The 15,614-nt window shown below is 66.1% G+C and carries 14 protein-coding genes; 9 read left to right on the forward strand and 5 right to left on the reverse strand.

All coding sequences use genetic code 11. From position 1 onward, the window contains the following. From Q0O97_RS16350 to Q0O97_RS16360, 3 genes are all read left to right on the forward strand, one after another. Positions 1 to 220: hypothetical protein (locus tag Q0O97_RS16350; RefSeq protein ID WP_294931839.1), on the forward strand; the 220-nt coding region annotated here is incomplete at its 5' end. Next, on the forward strand, positions 220 to 453 hold the full coding sequence (locus tag Q0O97_RS16355; RefSeq protein ID WP_294931842.1) for a hypothetical protein: 234 nt from the start codon (positions 220 to 222) through the stop codon (positions 451 to 453). The genes Q0O97_RS16350 and Q0O97_RS16355, both read left to right, overlap by 1 nt. Before the next feature lie 203 nt (positions 454 to 656). Continuing rightward, positions 657 to 1,727, forward strand: coding sequence for a site-specific integrase (locus tag Q0O97_RS16360; RefSeq protein WP_294931844.1), 1,071 nt, complete (start codon positions 657 to 659; stop codon positions 1,725 to 1,727). A 133-nt stretch (positions 1,728 to 1,860) separates the two neighbouring features. Here Q0O97_RS16360 and Q0O97_RS16365 read toward each other — a convergent pair whose 3' ends face one another. Further along, complete coding sequence (locus Q0O97_RS16365) at positions 1,861 to 4,662, reverse strand: glutamine-synthetase adenylyltransferase (protein WP_294931847.1); 2,802 nt, start codon at positions 4,660 to 4,662, stop codon at positions 1,861 to 1,863. Positions 4,663 to 4,917: 255 nt separating this feature from the next. On the opposite strand from Q0O97_RS16365, the gene Q0O97_RS16370 reads away from it, so the two are divergent. From Q0O97_RS16370 to ilvN, 3 genes are all read left to right on the forward strand, one after another. After that, complete coding sequence (locus Q0O97_RS16370; protein WP_294931850.1) at positions 4,918 to 5,727, forward strand: arginyltransferase; 810 nt, start codon at positions 4,918 to 4,920, stop codon at positions 5,725 to 5,727. Between the two features lie 176 nt (positions 5,728 to 5,903). Then, positions 5,904 to 7,658 (forward strand): acetolactate synthase 3 large subunit, encoded by a 1,755-nt coding sequence (locus Q0O97_RS16375; RefSeq protein ID WP_294931853.1) that lies wholly within the window; start codon positions 5,904 to 5,906, stop codon positions 7,656 to 7,658. A 57-nt stretch (positions 7,659 to 7,715) separates the two neighbouring features. Next, complete coding sequence (gene ilvN / locus Q0O97_RS16380) at positions 7,716 to 8,276, forward strand: acetolactate synthase small subunit (RefSeq protein WP_294931856.1); 561 nt, start codon at positions 7,716 to 7,718, stop codon at positions 8,274 to 8,276. Between the two features lie 48 nt (positions 8,277 to 8,324). On the opposite strand, the gene Q0O97_RS16385 is transcribed toward ilvN, so the two are convergent. The 4 genes from Q0O97_RS16385 to rsmI form a co-directional block, all read right to left on the reverse strand. Further along, on the reverse strand, positions 8,325 to 8,699 hold the full coding sequence (locus Q0O97_RS16385) for a hypothetical protein (protein WP_294931859.1): 375 nt from the start codon (positions 8,697 to 8,699) through the stop codon (positions 8,325 to 8,327). Positions 8,700 to 8,877: 178 nt separating this feature from the next. Then, positions 8,878 to 9,840: a glutathione synthase gene (gene gshB, locus Q0O97_RS16390; protein WP_294931862.1), complete on the reverse strand. Its 963-nt coding sequence runs from the start codon at positions 9,838 to 9,840 to the stop codon at positions 8,878 to 8,880. Between the two features lie 60 nt (positions 9,841 to 9,900). Then, complete coding sequence (locus Q0O97_RS16395; RefSeq protein WP_366125267.1) at positions 9,901 to 10,257, reverse strand: YraN family protein; 357 nt, start codon at positions 10,255 to 10,257, stop codon at positions 9,901 to 9,903. Positions 10,258 to 10,279: 22 nt separating this feature from the next. Next, positions 10,280 to 11,173 carry a 16S rRNA (cytidine(1402)-2'-O)-methyltransferase gene (gene rsmI / locus Q0O97_RS16400; RefSeq protein WP_294931873.1) on the reverse strand — a complete coding sequence of 298 codons (894 nt, stop codon included), beginning with the start codon at positions 11,171 to 11,173 and terminating at the stop codon, positions 10,280 to 10,282. 131 nt (positions 11,174 to 11,304) lie between these two features. Between rsmI and Q0O97_RS16405 the strand changes: the two genes are divergently transcribed. The 3 genes from Q0O97_RS16405 to Q0O97_RS16415 form a co-directional block, all read left to right on the forward strand. Next, on the forward strand, positions 11,305 to 12,504 hold the full coding sequence (locus Q0O97_RS16405; RefSeq protein ID WP_294931867.1) for a penicillin-binding protein activator: 1,200 nt from the start codon (positions 11,305 to 11,307) through the stop codon (positions 12,502 to 12,504). A 59-nt stretch (positions 12,505 to 12,563) separates the two neighbouring features. After that, the gene (locus tag Q0O97_RS16410) at positions 12,564 to 15,293 is read left to right on the forward strand and encodes a [protein-PII] uridylyltransferase (RefSeq protein WP_294931876.1); all 2,730 of its coding nucleotides are present in this window, start codon (positions 12,564 to 12,566) and stop codon (positions 15,291 to 15,293) included. Between the two features lie 24 nt (positions 15,294 to 15,317). After that, positions 15,318 to 15,614, forward strand: a 297-nt coding sequence (locus Q0O97_RS16415; protein WP_294931870.1) for a lipid II flippase MurJ, incomplete at its 3' end; no start/stop codon positions are given.

Below are 15,614 nucleotides of genomic sequence, written 5' to 3' on the forward strand. Positions count from 1 at the left end.
GAACGTCACCTTCGCCGCGCTGGTCGAGGAAGTCGGGGAGTTGGCCACAGCCACCTTCGAGGAAAGCGCCGAACGGGTGCGCAAGGAAGCGGTGCAGGTCGCCGTCATGGCTATGCGGATGGTGTTGGATGGTGACCACTGCTTCGACGGCTGGCGGGCGGAAAAGGGGCTTGACCATTTGGATCCGGCGCGGCGCGCCCTCGCGAAAGGGGGCGAGTGATGGAAAAGTGGCGCAAAGATGCACTCGTCGCGCTGGACAATGCGCGAGAGGAGATCATGACGGCACAAGGCAAAACCGTCATGACAATCATCACCGTCAGCGAGGCAGACCTGATCGGGGATCAGCCCGTATCGTTCTACGGCAATATCAAATTCGATTTCCTGGGTTCGTTCCTCGCGTATTGCGCCGAACGGATTGCCGCCCGCCGCGCAGCCGAGGGGATGGAGGGGTAGATGGGAAAGCATTTGGAACTTGACCTGCTGACAACGGATCAAGCACTTGACTATTTGCGGAAGATGAACATCCACACCAGCCGCACCGGACTTGACAGGGCGTTCCATGAAGGCAGGCTCACCCGTGTTGCCGCGCGGGGAAGGGTCCGCATCCTGTATCGTCCAAGCGACCTGTTATCCGCCTTCCTGATCGGAGATGTGAAATGCCCCTCAAACTGCTCCGCCGTGGGGAAATCTGGTATCTCCGCGGCACCGTCGCCGGACAGCGCGTTTACGAAAGCACTCGCATTGGCGACAAGCGGCAAGCGGAAATCTACCGCGCGAGGCGCGAAGCAGAGATCATCGAACGTGCATCGTTTGGCAAGGCCGTAACCTACACGTTCGCCGAGGCGGCATTGGCCTACATGCAGTCTGGGGGAGAGGGGAAATACCTTGCGCGGATCATCCAGCACTTCGGGCCGAGATTCCGACTGGGGGACCTGGACAACGATGCCGTAAACCGCGCGGCCCAGGTGCTGTATCCAAACGCTGCCCCGGCAACCATCAATCGGCAGCTCATCACGCCGATCAGCGCCGTGTTCAACATGGCGTCCGACGATGGCAAGGTTTCTGCGAGACGATTCCGGCGGCGGAAGGAACCCAAAGCTCTGCCGCGCTGGCTCACGCCCGAAGAGGCCGAGCGGCTGCTTGAGGCTTGCGATGGGCGCCTGCTGCCGATCGTCGCCTTCCTTCTCGGCACCGGGGCCAGGACCGGCGAAGCCTTGGGCCTAAGCACGAAGCACCTCTATCTCGAATCTCAACAGGCGCATGTCGGCATAACGAAGAACGGCGACGGGAAGATGGTCGAGTTTCCCACGCGGACCAAGCGCATCCTGGCCGCATGCGGACTGCCCGAGGCTGGCGCGGTATTCAGGACGCCAAAGGGAAAGCCATACCGCATCACCAATGACCTAGGCGACAAGCTGGGGGGACAGATCAAGGGCGCATTCGATGCCGCGCGTAAGGCCGCCCAGCTTGGCGAGGACGTAACGCCCCACACACTGCGGCATACCTGGGCGACATGGCACTACGCTCAAAACAAGGATCTTATCCTGCTGATGGATCGCGGTGGCTGGAAGCGCCCCGAAATCGCCATGGGCTACACAAAGCTCGCACCTGCGGACCTGCCCGACCGGGTCTATGCGTACGGATGGGACTTTCGTGCAAGATCAGTGCAAGACGCACAACCCATCAAGGATTTCGGGAATAAAATCAAGGTGATGAGAGGGGCTTGAGACTACCTTAGCAGGGGTGTGCCTTCGACCACTCGGCCACGTCTCCGCCGCCTCGTATATGGGGCAAGAGAGGGGGAAACAAGGGCTTTTTTATCGGCCAGGATGCGTTGTTTCCGCGGTTTTGCCCATAGCGTCATGCCTGCGCTTCAAGAAGGCCCTCGATCACCTCGCCCACCTGATGCGCGGCTTGGTCGAGGCGCTGCGCCAGGTCCTGGACGCTGCCGGCGCCGGTTTCGCGCAGCATGAAATCGCGGGCGCCGCTGCCCAGCCGGGCAGGCTCGACCCCTTCTTCGCTCAGCAGGCGGCCCGCGCATTGGACGTTCCAGAACAGCCGATAGGCACCCGACAGCAGGGCGAAATCCCCGGCAGAGATCAGCCCGGCGCGCTGGCCCGCCTGCAACTGCAAGGGCACGCGTCGGGCGGCGGACCCGGCGCGCAGGGCGCAGGACTGGGCAAACAGTTCGATGTCCTGCAAGCGGCCCCGGCCCAGTTTCGCGCCCGGCTTGCCCTCGCCGGGTTTCGCCGCGAATATCCGCGCGCGCATCGCGGCAAGGTCGGGCAGCACGCGCGCATCCTGCCCACGCGCGGACAGGATCTCCGTCCGCAGCGCCTCGAAACCGGCGGCAAGGTCGGAACTGTCCGCGCCGCAACCCGCCACCACGCGCGAGCGCGTCAGGGCAAGATGTTCCCAGGTCCAGGCCTCGGTCATCTGGTAGTCGCGGAAGGACTGGATCGAGGTCGCGACCGGCCCCTGCCGCCCCGAGGGGCGCAGCCGCATGTCGACCTCATAGGCCCGGCCCGCCGCCGTGGGGGCCGACAGGGCGGTGATCATCGCCTGCGTCAGACGGGCGTAATAGGGGCGCGTGGACAGGGGGCGGGGACCGTCGGAACCCTCTTGCCCGTCGCTGTCGTAGATCACGATCAGGTCCAGGTCCGAGCCGGAGTTGAGCATCCTCGCCCCCAGCGAACCCATCCCGACCAGCACCGCGCCGCGCCCCGGCGGCGGGCCGTGGCGGCGGGCGAACTCCTGCGCGACCAACGGAAACAGCGCCGAAAGCGTGGCATCGGCGACATCGGCATATTGCTGCCCGGCCTCGTCCGAGCCGATCAGCCCGCGAAGATGGTGGACGCCGATGCGGAACTGCCATTCGTGGACCCAGCGGCGGACAAGATCCAGCGCACGCTCATACCCGCCGTCATGGGCGGTCATGGTGCGGTCAAGCTGGCGCCCAAGCTGGTCGGCCAGCCCCGGCACCTTGGGCCAAGGGGTAAAGAATCCACCGCCAAGCACGGCGTCCAGAACCTCGGAATGACGTGAGAGATAGCGCGCAAGCCACGGGGAAGTCCCGCAAATATCAACCAGAAGGTCCAGCAGTTGCGGATTGGCCTGAAACAGCGAGAGGATCTGCACCCCCGCGGGCAGCCCCGCCAGAAAGCTGTCGAAATGGGTCAGCGCATCGCCGGGGCTGGCGGTCGCCTGAATGCGGGTGAGCAGGTCGGCCTCGATCCGCGCGAAAAGCTGGCGGGCACGCTGGGAACGCAAGGCGGGGTAATGCGGCCAGCGGGCCACGATGGCCTCGCCCTCGGGCGGCAGGGCGGGCCGTTCGACCTGCTGGGCGGGGGTAAAGAAATCATCGGTCAGTTCCTCGACGCGGGCAAGGCGGGCCTCGACCTCGGCGGTCCATTCGCCGCTGTCGGGCTGGCCCATCAGGCGGGCGATGGCGTCGATGCCGTCCGGGCCGGTGGGGATGGTGTGGGTCTGGGCATCGTGGATCATCTGGATGCGATGCTCGACCTCGCGGTGGGAGCGGTAATGTAGGGTCAGTTCCTGCGCGGTATCGGCGTCGATCCAGCCCTTGCGGGCAAGGCTGTGCAACCCGCCGACGGTATCTCGGTCGCGCAGCGACGCATCGCGTCCGCCCGAGATGAGTTGCCGTGTCTGGGTGAAGAACTCGATCTCGCGGATGCCGCCGGGACCCAGCTTGATGTCGTGGCCGGGGGCAAGGATACGCGCCTGCAAGCCCTTGTGCTGGCGGATGCGCCGGCGCATGTCCTGCGTGTCCTCGATGGTCGCGAAGTCCAGGTGGCGGCGCCAGACGAAGGGGCGAAGTTCTTCAAGGAAGCGCGCGCCCGCCGCGATGTCGCCCGCGCAAGGCCGCGCCTTGATATAGGCGCCGCGTTCCCATGTGCGCCCCTCGGCCTCGTAATAGGCCAGCGCTGCCGAGGCCGAGATGCAGACCGGCGTCACCGAGGCGTCGGGCCGCAACCGCAGGTCGGTGCGGAAAACGTAGCCTTCGGGGGTGTTGTCGGACAGGGTAGCGACCATGCGGCGCGTGGCGCGGATCAGGGCGGCGCGGGCGTCGTGCCGGTCCTGCGGGGCAAAGGCCGAATCGTCGTAAAGCACGATCAGGTCGATGTCCGAGCTGTAGTTCAGCTCTGCCGCGCCCATCTTGCCCATGGCCAGCGCCACGATCCCCCCGGCATCGGCATCGGTTGGGGGCAGCTTGCCGCGCGCGATCTCGGTCCCGACATGGGCGCGCAGCGCAAGATCGACGGCGCGGTCGGCAAGCGCGGTGAGGGTCGCGGTCACCTCTTCCAGCGTCCAGACGCCGCCGATATCGCCAAGCGCGGTCAGCAGCGCCACCCGCCGCTTGGCCTGCCGCAGGGCCGAACCCAGCCGGTCGGGGGCCAGATCGCCGAACCCCTGCGTTTCGCGCGCGACCAGCGCCGAAAGATCGCAGGCGCCCGACAATTGCGCCAGCAGCCATTCGCCTTCGCGACCGATCAGCCCGGCAAGATAGGGGCTGCATCCCGCCGTGCCGCGGATCAGCCCCGCGACCGGGCCGGGCGCGATGCCCAGGCGGCCAAGCGCCTCATCGCCCGGCACCGGATCGAGAGGGATGGGCAGGCGGCGAATTCGGTCCTGAAAACTCATGTCCGCAGACTAGAGCAGCGGCAGGCGATTACAATGGCGTTCACGCCGCTGTCGGCGGGGCATTCCGCGCTTGGCGGCAAGGCATTCTGTTGCTAGGCTTCGCCTCGGTTTTCCGGGCGATGTTGCGATGATCGGTCTTGTTGAAATGATCCCCCCTGCGGCGGGACCCGTGCAGCTTGTCGCGGCGGATATCCGCACTATCTGTCATGGGACGGCCCCGGCGCCGGTTTTTGCAAGAAGGAAAGCGACGTTCTGATGCGGCACAACCTGTCAAACGCGCCGCAGTTCTATGTCACGGCCCCCCAGCCCTGCCCCTATCTGCACGGGCGGGCCGAGCGCAAGCTGTTCACCGCCCTCATGGGCACGGGCGCGGTCGAGCTGAACAACGAATTGTCGCGCCAGGGATTCCGCCGCTCGCAGAACGTGCTTTACCGGCCCAGTTGCGAGGGCTGCGTCGCCTGCATGTCGGCGCGCATCCGGGTGCGGGGCTTTGCGCCTTCGCGCACACAGCGCCGCGTCGCACGGCGCAATGGGGACGTCACGCGGCAGGCGACCTCTGCCTGGGCGACCGAGGAGCAGTTCGCGCTCTTCCGCCGCTACCTGGACCACCGGCACGCGGATGGCGGCATGGCGGACATGGATATCTTCGAATTCGCCGCCATGATCGAGGAATCGCCGGTCCGCACCCGCGTCATGGAATATCGCACGCCCGACGGGCGGCTGCTGGCCACCTGCCTGACCGACATTCTGGATGACGGCGTCAGCCTGGTCTACAGCTTCTACGATCCCGACGAAGAGGCGCGCAGCCTTGGCACCCATATCATCCTGGATCACGTGGCGCTGGCGCAGGCAGCCGAACTGCCCTTCGTCTATCTGGGCTATTGGGTGCCGGGCAGCCGCAAGATGGAATACAAGTCCCGCTTTTCCGCGATGGAGATCTACAAGGGCGGCGTCTGGCAGCCCCTGGGCGACCCGGCGGCGCATCGGCCCGACATCCACCCCCTGTCCGCTGACCCCATCGTCGAGCAGGTGGCCCGCATTTCCCTGCCGTGGACGAAATCGTGATACGTTTCCAGACCCATATTTGAAATAAAATTACAAATATGGAAGGAAAATCGTCATTATCCGGTCGCAATCCCATTGACCCCACCGCCCCCTGCCCCTAGGTTGCGGCGATGCGGCATTCCGGGTATCTGCCGGAAAGACCGCGTAATCTGATAAAACTGGACGGAGATATGGGCATGTCCCGAAGCATGACCGGCGCAAGAATGGTGATCGAAGCCCTGCGGGATCAGGGTGTCGACACGGTATTCGGCTATCCGGGTGGCGCGGTATTGCCCATCTATGACGAAATCTTCCAGCAAAACGACATCAAGCACATCCTTGTCCGCCACGAACAGGGCGCGGTCCACATGGCCGAAGGCTATGCCCGCGCGACCGGCAAGCCGGGCGTCGTGCTGGTGACCTCGGGTCCGGGGGCGACCAATGCGGTGACCGGCCTGACCGATGCGCTGATGGATTCGATCCCGCTGGTCGTCATCTCGGGCCAGGTTCCGACCTTCCTGATCGGCACCGACGGCTTTCAAGAGGCCGATACCGTCGGCATCACCCGGCCCTGCACCAAGCATAACTGGCTGGTCAAGGATACCGACGACCTCAGCCGGACGATCCACCGCGCCTTCCACGTCGCGACCTCGGGGCGGCCCGGCCCGGTGCTGATCGACATTCCCAAGGACGTCCAGTTCGCGACGGGCGAATACCTGGACCCGCGGCAGGTCGACCAGTCATCCTATCAGCCTGCCCGCAAGGGCGACCCGGCCAGCATCACCCAACTGGTCGAACTGATCGAAAAGGCCGAGCGGCCGGTCTTCTATACCGGCGGCGGCGTCATCAACTCGGGTCCCGGCGCAAGCCAGTTGCTGCGCGAACTGGTGGACGGGACGGGCTTTCCGATCACCTCGACGCTGATGGGTCTGGGCGCCTACCCGGCCTCGGGGGCGGGCTGGATCGGGATGCTGGGCATGCATGGCCTTTACGAGGCGAACATGACCATGCACGACTGCGACCTGATGATCGCCGTCGGCGCGCGTTTCGACGACCGCATCACCGGGCGCGTCGCCGATTTCAGCCCCGGCTCGGTCAAGGCGCAGATCGACATCGACCCCAGCTCGATCAACAAGGTCATCCATATCGACCTGCCCATCCTGGGCGATGTCGGCCATGTGCTCGAAGATCTGCTCAAGATCTGGAAATCGCGCGGGCGCAAGACCAACGGCGAGGCCGTCCGCAAATGGTGGGCGCAGATCGAGCAGTGGAAGGCCCGCGACTGCCTGCGCTATCGCAACTCGGACAGCGTCATCAAGCCGCAATACGCGCTTGAGCGGCTGAACGCGATGACCCGCGACCGCAAGCCCTATATCGCGACCGAGGTCGGGCAGCACCAGATGTGGGCCGCGCAATTCATGCAGTTCGACGATCCCAACCACTGGCTGACCTCGGGCGGGTTGGGGACGATGGGCTACGGTCTGCCCGCCTCGATCGGTGCGCAGGTCGCCCATCCCGACGCGCTTTGCATCAATATCGCGGGCGATGCGTCCTGGCTGATGAACATGCAGGAAATGGGCACCGCGATCCAGTTCCGCGCGCCGGTCAAGCAATTCATCCTGAACAATGAACGGCTTGGCATGGTCCGCCAATGGCAGCAACTGCTGCATGGCGAACGCTACAGCCAAAGCTGGTCGGAAAGCCTGCCCGATTTCGTCAAGCTGGCCGAGGCCTTCGGCTGCAAGGGCCGCGTGGTCTCGGACCCGGCGGAACTGGACGACGCCATCCGCGAGATGCTGGACTACGACGGACCGTTCATCCTGGACGTGCTGATCGAGCGGCATGAAAACTGCTTCCCGATGATTCCCTCGGGCAAGCCGCATAACGAGATGTTGCTGGGCGAAGATTCGACCGAAGGCGCGATCACCGGCAAGGGCGGCGCGCTGGTCTGACACGGCGGGGGCCGCGCGGCCCCCTCGACCCAAGGATTTGACAAGGAAACGGCCCAAATGGCGGCACTGAACATTCAAAAAGGCGCATCGAAACATTCGGCCTACGATCTGCGCGATCCCAACGCCGATATCGTCGAATCACATACGCTGGCGGTCCTGGTCGACAACGAAGCGGGCGTCCTGGCGCGCGTGATCGGGCTTTTCTCGGGGCGCGGCTACAATATCGACAGCCTGACCGTCGCCGAGGTCGATCACCACGGCCATCGTTCGCGCATCAATATCGTGACGCGCGGCACCCCCGCCGTGATCGAGCAGATCAAGGCCCAGCTTGGCCGCATCGTCCCGGTCCACGAAGTCCATGACCTGACGGTCGAAGGTCCTTCGGTCGAGCGTGAACTGGGCCTGTTCAAGGTCAGGGGCCAAAGCGACAAACGTGTCGAGGCCCTGCGCATCGCCGAGATCTTCCGGGCGAATGTCGTGGATTCGACGCTGGAAAGCTTTGTCTTCGAAATGACGGGCACATCCGAAAAGCTGGACGCTTTCGCTGAACTCATGCGCCCGCTGGGCCTGTGCGAAGTGGCGCGGACCGGCATCGCCGCGCTGTCTCGCGGCTGCTGATCCGCATCATTGCGGCGGTTCGATGAATCGCCGCAATGGCGCTTGCGATCAGCCGCGGCGGCTGCCCGCGCTCAGCGATACGAGCGCCGCGCCCTGGGGCCGCGCTTCCTTGCGCTGCACGGGGTTTTCCTGCGATGAAACCACCTTCAGCGCGGGCCGTCTGGCAGCGGGCTCGGCACCGGCATCCCGCAGGATGCCCGGCAATTCGACGAATTTGCGTTCGGTCACGATGCGGACGTTGAAGGCATGGCGCAGGTCGCTGCGGACTTCGGATTCCAGTTCGACCATGTCACCGGCTTCGGGCCAGGCGGAACCGCCGACCACATTGTCGCGGCCATGCAGATAAGCCAGGGCGCCCTGATCTTCACACCATATCACGGCTTTCAATTTGGCCGCACTACTCCAAACAACCACGCCGATCATGGACGCTCCCTGAAACAATTGATTTTGGAGCACCCGCCCCACATAGGCAACAACTTGCCGATGCAACCTAGCAGAAGTCCGCGTCAGTTAAAGGAGTTTTTGACCTGTCGGGCAAATAATGCCGCAGAGTGACGAAACGTCGTAAAATTGACATTTATCGTCCGCAGCACCTGCCCGGCTAGGCGCCTTCGCCCCTGCGCCGCGCGATCTTGCGGTCGATGGCGTCCCAGATCAGCGCCGCGGCATTGGTGCCGTCGAAACGCTCAAGCTCCTGGATGCCGGTGGGCGAGGTGACGTTGATTTCCGTCAGCCAGCCGTCGATCACGTCGATTCCGGTGAACAGCAGGCCCTTCTCGCGCAGAAGCGGGGCGATGCGGGCGCAGATTTCCAGCTCTCGCGCGGTCATCGCGGTCTTTTCGGGGCGGCCGCCGACATGCATGTTCGAGCGCGCCTCGCCCTTTGCCGGGACGCGGTTGATGGCGCCGACCGGCTCTCCGTCGACAAGGATGATGCGCTTGTCGCCCTGCGCCACGGCGGGCAGGTATTTCTGCGCAATCACCGGCTCGCGGCTGATGGCGGTGAAGGTTTCCATGAGCGAGGACAGGTTCGGATCCTCGGGCCGCAGGTGAAAGACGCCCGCGCCGCCGTTGCCGTAAAGCGGCTTGACGATGATATCGCCATGCTGCCGCCGGAAGGCGCGCAGGTCGTCCAGGTCGCGCGTGATCAGCGTCGGCGGCGTCAGGTCGGGGAAATCCAGCACCAGCAACTTTTCGGGCGAATTGCGCACCCAGAAGGCGTCATTGACCACCAGCACCTTGTCCGCCACCCGGTCCAGCAGGTGGGTCGAGGTGATATAGGCCATGTCGAAGGGCGGGTCCTGCCGCAGCCAGACCACGTCGAAATCCCTCAGGGCGACGCGCTGCCATTCGCCGAATGCGACGTGGTTGCCCTGCTCGCGCCGCAGCGTGACGGAACGGCCATGCGCAAAGACGCCGCCCTGGTCGTAGATCAGCCGGTCGGCGGTGTATTGAAACAGCCTGTGGCCGCGTTCCTGCGCCTCGATCGCGATGCGAAAGCTGCTGTCGCCGGTGATCGAGACATCCTCGATCGGGTCCATTTGCAGGGCTATGTTCAGCGTCATCCTTCACCTCACCGCTTGTTGCGACCGTTCTGGCCTGCCGGTGGGCGGGATGCAAGCGGCTCAGTCCTGTCCGAAGGCGGCGCGGAGGATCCGCACCCTGCCCTGCCCGTCGACCAGCGCGGCGTCGAAACGCATCTCGGTCGCCAGCCCGTCGGGCAGACCCGCGACATGTTCCTGCGCCGCGCCCATGATCCGGCGCATCTGCGCCGGTCCGATCCGTTCGGCGGCGGCAGCGTGGGTGGCGCCGGCCTTGACCTCGGCAAAGACGAGGGTCGGGCCGTCGCGCAGGATCAGGTCGACCTCGCCCCGCTTGCCGCGCCAGCGTGCGGCGACCAGCCGATGCCCGGCACGCTCGTATTCGCGCAGGGCGCTTTCTTCGGCCAGACGGCCCGCCCGGTGGTTGCGGTCGCCGCGCAGCACCCGCGCATCGGCGGCCATGTCAGCCCTCTTCCTTCGTCATCTGCAATGCCATCGCATATACCTCTTTCCTGGGCAGGTTCAGGCGGTTGGCGACGGCGCTGGCGGCATCCTTGACGGACCCCTGCGCCAAGGCCCCGGCCAGCGCCGCGCGGATTTCATCGGGATCGGCGGCGCGCGGTTCGGGCCGTCCGAACAGCACGACGACCTCGCCCCGCAACCCTTCGGCCGGGATGCGGTCCAGCAGTTCGGAAACGCTTCCTCGGATCACCTCCTCGAATTTCTTGGTCAGTTCCCTGCATATCACCACCATCCGATTCGGGTCACTGTCGCACAGATCCGTTAACAATTGCCTAACGCGACGCGGGCTTTCATAGGCGATCACGGTGGCGTCGATCTGCGACCAGCCCGCGATCCAGCGCCGCCGCTGACCCTGGGCCGAGGGCGCGAATCCCACGAAGACGAAGCGGTCGCTTGGCAAGCCCGATACGCTGAGCGCCGCCAGCACCGCCGAAGCACCAGGCAGGGCATGGACCCGCGCGCCCGCCTGTGCCGCATCCAGCGCCAGCCGATAGCCCGGATCGGCCACCAGCGGCGTTCCCGCGTCCGAGGTATAGGCGACGCTTTCCCCCCGCCCCAGGGCCGCCATGACCGCCGGCCGCTGGCGGTCGGCATTGTGGTCGTGATAGGCAAGGATACGGCGGCCCCGCAGCGGAATCCCATGAATTTCAAGCAGGTGGCGCAGGACCCGCGTATCCTCGGCGGCCAGCATGTCGGCGCCGTTCAGCACGTCCAGCGCGCGCAGGGTGATGTCGCGGGCCGCGCCGATGGGGGTGGCGACAAGATACAGCCCCGGTTCGGGGCGGCGGCCTTCGATGCGCGCGGCGACGGGCGTGGGCTGGGCCTGCGGTGGCATGGCGACGGGATCGGCCGGTTTTCGCATGATCTGTCCTTTCCGCCGGTTCGGCGCAAGTTGCCATCACGGACATATGCCAATACTGTCCCGGCGTTAAGAGTTTCAGCATTTTCCAACGGGGAATCACCGCAATGACCGTCATCCAAACGATCCGCGGAGCCTTGAGCCTGCGCCGACCGCTTGCCCGTGTCGGCGCCGTCGTCTCGGCCCTGTTTCTTGCAGCATGCGAACCCGGCGCGACCGGATCCGGCACACAGACCGGCCAGCAGATCGACCCCGGCCAGCCCGTCCCCGTCGCGCTTCTGGTGCCCGCGGGCACGGGCAATCCCGACCTTGACTGGCTGGCCCGCTCGCTGACCAATTCGGCGCGGATGGCGGCGGCGGATGCGCAGGGCGCGACCATCGACCTGCGCATCTACGAGGCAGGCGCCGACACCGGGCAGGCCGTGGCGATGGCCAACCGCGCGGTGGACGAGGGCGCCAAGATCATCCTCGGCCCGCTGTTCGCCGATTCGGCCAATGCAGTGGGCAATGCGGTCGCGCCGCGCGGGGTCAACGTGCTGTCCTTTTCCAACAACCCCGACATCGCGGGCGGCAATGTCTTTGTCCTTGGCAATACCTTCGACAACGTGGCCGACCGGCTGGTGCGCTACGGCGTGCGAAACGGCAAGCGCCGCATCCTGATGGTGGCCGAGAACGACACCGCCGGACAGGTCGGCGCCCGCGCGATCGAGCGGGCGATCCAGCGCAACCGCGCCACGCTGGTCGGCTCGACCGTGCATCCGGTCTCGACCTCGGGAATCGACGCGATCATCCCGAACGTGGCAAGTGCGGTCGCCTCGGGCAATGTCGATGCGGTCTTCGTCACCGCCAACCAGGGCGCGGTCCTGCCCTATCTGACCGACCGGCTGGCCGCCGCCGGCGTCAGCGCGCAGACCACGCAGCTCATGGGCCTGACCCGCTGGGACCAGCCCGCCGCGCGGCTTGAGCTGCCGGGCGTCCAGGGCGGCTGGTTCACCGTGCCCGACGCCAATATGCGCGCCCGGTTCGAGCAGCGTTATCGCGCCGCGCATGGCGAGGCGCCGCACGATCTGGGATCGCTGGCCTATGACGGGGTGGCGGCGATCTCGGCGCTGGTGCGGGCGGGCAACCGCAATGCGCTGACGACTTCGGGGCTGACGCAGGCTTCGGGCTTTGCCGGGGTGAACGGCGCGTTCCGCCTGCGCCCGGACGGCACGAACGAGCGCGCGCTGGCCGTGGCAACCGTGCGCAACAACCAGGTGGTGATCCTGGATCCCGCGCCGCGCAGCTTCGGCGGGTTCGGGTTCTGACCTTGGCCGAACTGCCCGAACAACTGCCCCAAAGCGCCCCGGCCCTGCCCGGGGCGCATTTGCTGTTCACGCCCGACAGCTTCATCCCCCGGCTGGCCGAACGGCTGTCGGGGCTGAGCGACCCGCGCGAGATCCGCGCCGCCACCGTCGCCATGCTGGCGCAGGCCCGCGAGGGCGCGATGGCCGATATCGAGGCCGGGCTGGATTCCCATCCCCGCGCCGCGCGCGAAACGGTGCGCGCCATCGCCGCGCTGACCGATGCGACCATCACCGCCGTCCACCACGTCGCGACGCAGATCCTGCATCCCCAGCCCAACCCCACCGATGCCGAGCGGCTGGCGGTGCTGGCCATCGGCGGCTATGGCCGGGCCGAGATGGCGCCGAAATCGGACGTGGACCTGCTGCTGCTGACCCCGTGGAAGGTCACCGGCTGGGCCGAGAGCATCGTGGAATCGATGCTTTACATGCTGTGGGACCTCAAGCTGAAGATCGGCCAGTCCACCCGTTCGATCGACGATTGCATCCGGCTTGCGGGCGAGGACATGACGATCCGCACCAGCCTGCTGGAACACCGCCTGATCTGCGGCCACGCCCCTACCGCCGAGACCCTGCGTGAAAGGCTGTGGAGCGAACTTTTCGACCACTCGATCCCCGAATTCATCGAGGCCAAGCTGGCCGAGCGCGCCGAGCGCCACCGCCGCCAGGGCGGACAACGCTATGTGCTGGAACCCAATGTCAAGGAAGGCAAGGGGGGCTTGCGCGATCTGCAAACGCTCTACTGGATCGCGAAATACATCCACCGGGTCGACCGCGCGGTCGAACTGGTCGATCTGGGTTTCTTCACCCGCGACGAGCATCTGACCTTCTGGCAGGCCGAGGATTTCCTCTGGGCCGTGCGCTGCCACATGCACCTGATCGCGAACCGGCCCGTGGACAAGCTGACCTTCGACATGCAGGTCGAGGTCGCCGCCCGCATGGGCTATCAGGACATGGACGGGCGCCGCGCGGTGGAAATCTTCATGCAGGACTATTTCCTGCACGCGACCCGCGTGGGCGAGCTGACCCGCGTCTTTCTGGTCGCGCTGGAGAACCGCCATCTCTACAAGGCGCCGATGCTGAACGGGCTGTTTCGCAAGCGCCGCCGCATCCGGCCCGGCTTTCGCGAGGACCGCGGGCGGCTGAACATCGCGGACGAGGCGGCTTTCCTTGCCGATCCGCTCAACATCCTGCGCCTGTTCGAGGAAGCGCTGCGCACCGGCATCCTGATCCATCCGCAGGCGATGCGCCTTGTCGCCGCCCATCTGGACCTGATCGACGACGACATGCGCCGCGACCCCGAGGCGGTGCGCATCTTCCTGGACCTGCTGCTGAAACACGGCAACCCCGAACGCGGGTTGCGGCGGATGAACGAACTGGGCGTCCTTGGCGCCTTCATCCCCGAATTTGCGCCGGTCGTGGCGATGATGCAGTTCAACGTCTACCACCACTACACCGTGGACGAACACCTGATCCAATGCGTCGCTGCCCTGGCGGCGATCGAGCGCGGCGATCTGGCCGGGGACCTGCCGCTCAGCACCGGGATCGTGGGCAGGCTGCGCCCCAGCCGCCGCCTGCTGGTGCTGGCCGTGCTGTTTCACGACATCGGCAAGGGCCGCCCCGAGGATCACTCGATCCTGGGCGCGCGCCTGGTGCGGCGCGTCGCGACCCGCTTCGGCCTGCCCGCCGATGAGGTCGAGACGATCGAATGGCTGGTGCGCCACCACCTGCTGATGTCGGACGTGGCGCAGAAACGCGACATTTCCGACCCGCGCACGGTTCGCGACTTCGCCAAGATGGTCAAGACGCGCAAGCGGCTGGACCTGCTGACCGTGCTGACCGTCTGCGACATTCGCGGCGTCGGGCCGGGGACCTGGAACAACTGGAAGGCAATGCTCGTGCGCCGCCTTTACGAAGAAACCGCCGCCGCGCTGGAAAACGGGCTTGAGGAACTCAACCGCGACAAGCGCACCGGCGAGGCGCGGCGCTCGCTGCGTCACCTGCTGATCGCGCAAGGCTGGGACGGGCGCGAGATCAAGGCCGAGATCGCCCGCCATTACGCCAGCTACTGGCCGGGCCTGCCGACCGAGACCCAGGCCGTCTTTGCCCGGATGCTGCGCGACCCCCCCGGCGATGCCGAGGTGCGCATCGACCTTTACCCCGACACCGACCGCGACGCGACCCGCGCGGCCTTCGTGCTGGCCGACCATCCGGGCATCTTCTCGCGGCTGGCGGGGGCCTTGGCGCTGGTGGGCGCGAATATCGTCGATGCGCGGACCTATACCACCAAGGACGGCTATGCGACCGCCGTTTTCTGGACGCAGGACGCCGAGGGCCGCCCCTACGACGCCGAGCGCCTGCCCCGCCTGCGCCAGATGATCACCCGCACCCTCAAGGGCGAGGTCCTGCCGCGCCAGGCGCTGGCCGACCGCGACAAGCTGCCCAAGCGGCAATCGCAGTTCCGCTTTCCCACCCATGTCACCTTCGACAACGACGCCAGCGACATCTATACGCTGATCGAGGTCGATACCCGCGACCGCCCCGGCCTGCTCTACGACCTGACGCGGACACTGGCCGAGAACCATATCCAGATCGGCAGCGCCGTGATCGCGACCTTCGGCGCGCAGGTGGTCGATACCTTCTATGTCAGGGATGCCTTCGGGTCCAAGCTGCAACAGCCCCACCGCCGCGAGGCGCTGGAGCATCGCCTGCGCGAAGCCATCCGGCAGGGCGCCGACCGCGCCCGCCACTGACCCGCCTTCCCAGGAGTTCGAAGCATGCAGCCGATCCGTCTGATTCGTGGTTTCCTGTCCGTGGGCGCCTGGACGCTGCTGTCGCGGATCGCAGGCTTTGCCCGCGATATCATGATCGCGGGTTTCCTGGGGTCCGGCCCGGTCGCGCAGGCCTATCAGGTCGCCTTCACGCTGCCCAACATGTTCCGCCGCTTCTTTGCCGAAGGGGCCTTCAACACCGCCTTCGTGCCGATGTTCGCGCGCAGGCTGGAAGCAGGCGAAAGCCCGCGCCAATTCGCCGAGGAAGCCTTTGCCGGGCTGGCCACCGTGGTGCTGGTCTTT

The sequence above is a fragment of the uncultured Paracoccus sp. genome (assembly GCF_945915435.1).
GTDB lineage: Bacteria > Pseudomonadota > Alphaproteobacteria > Rhodobacterales > Rhodobacteraceae > Paracoccus.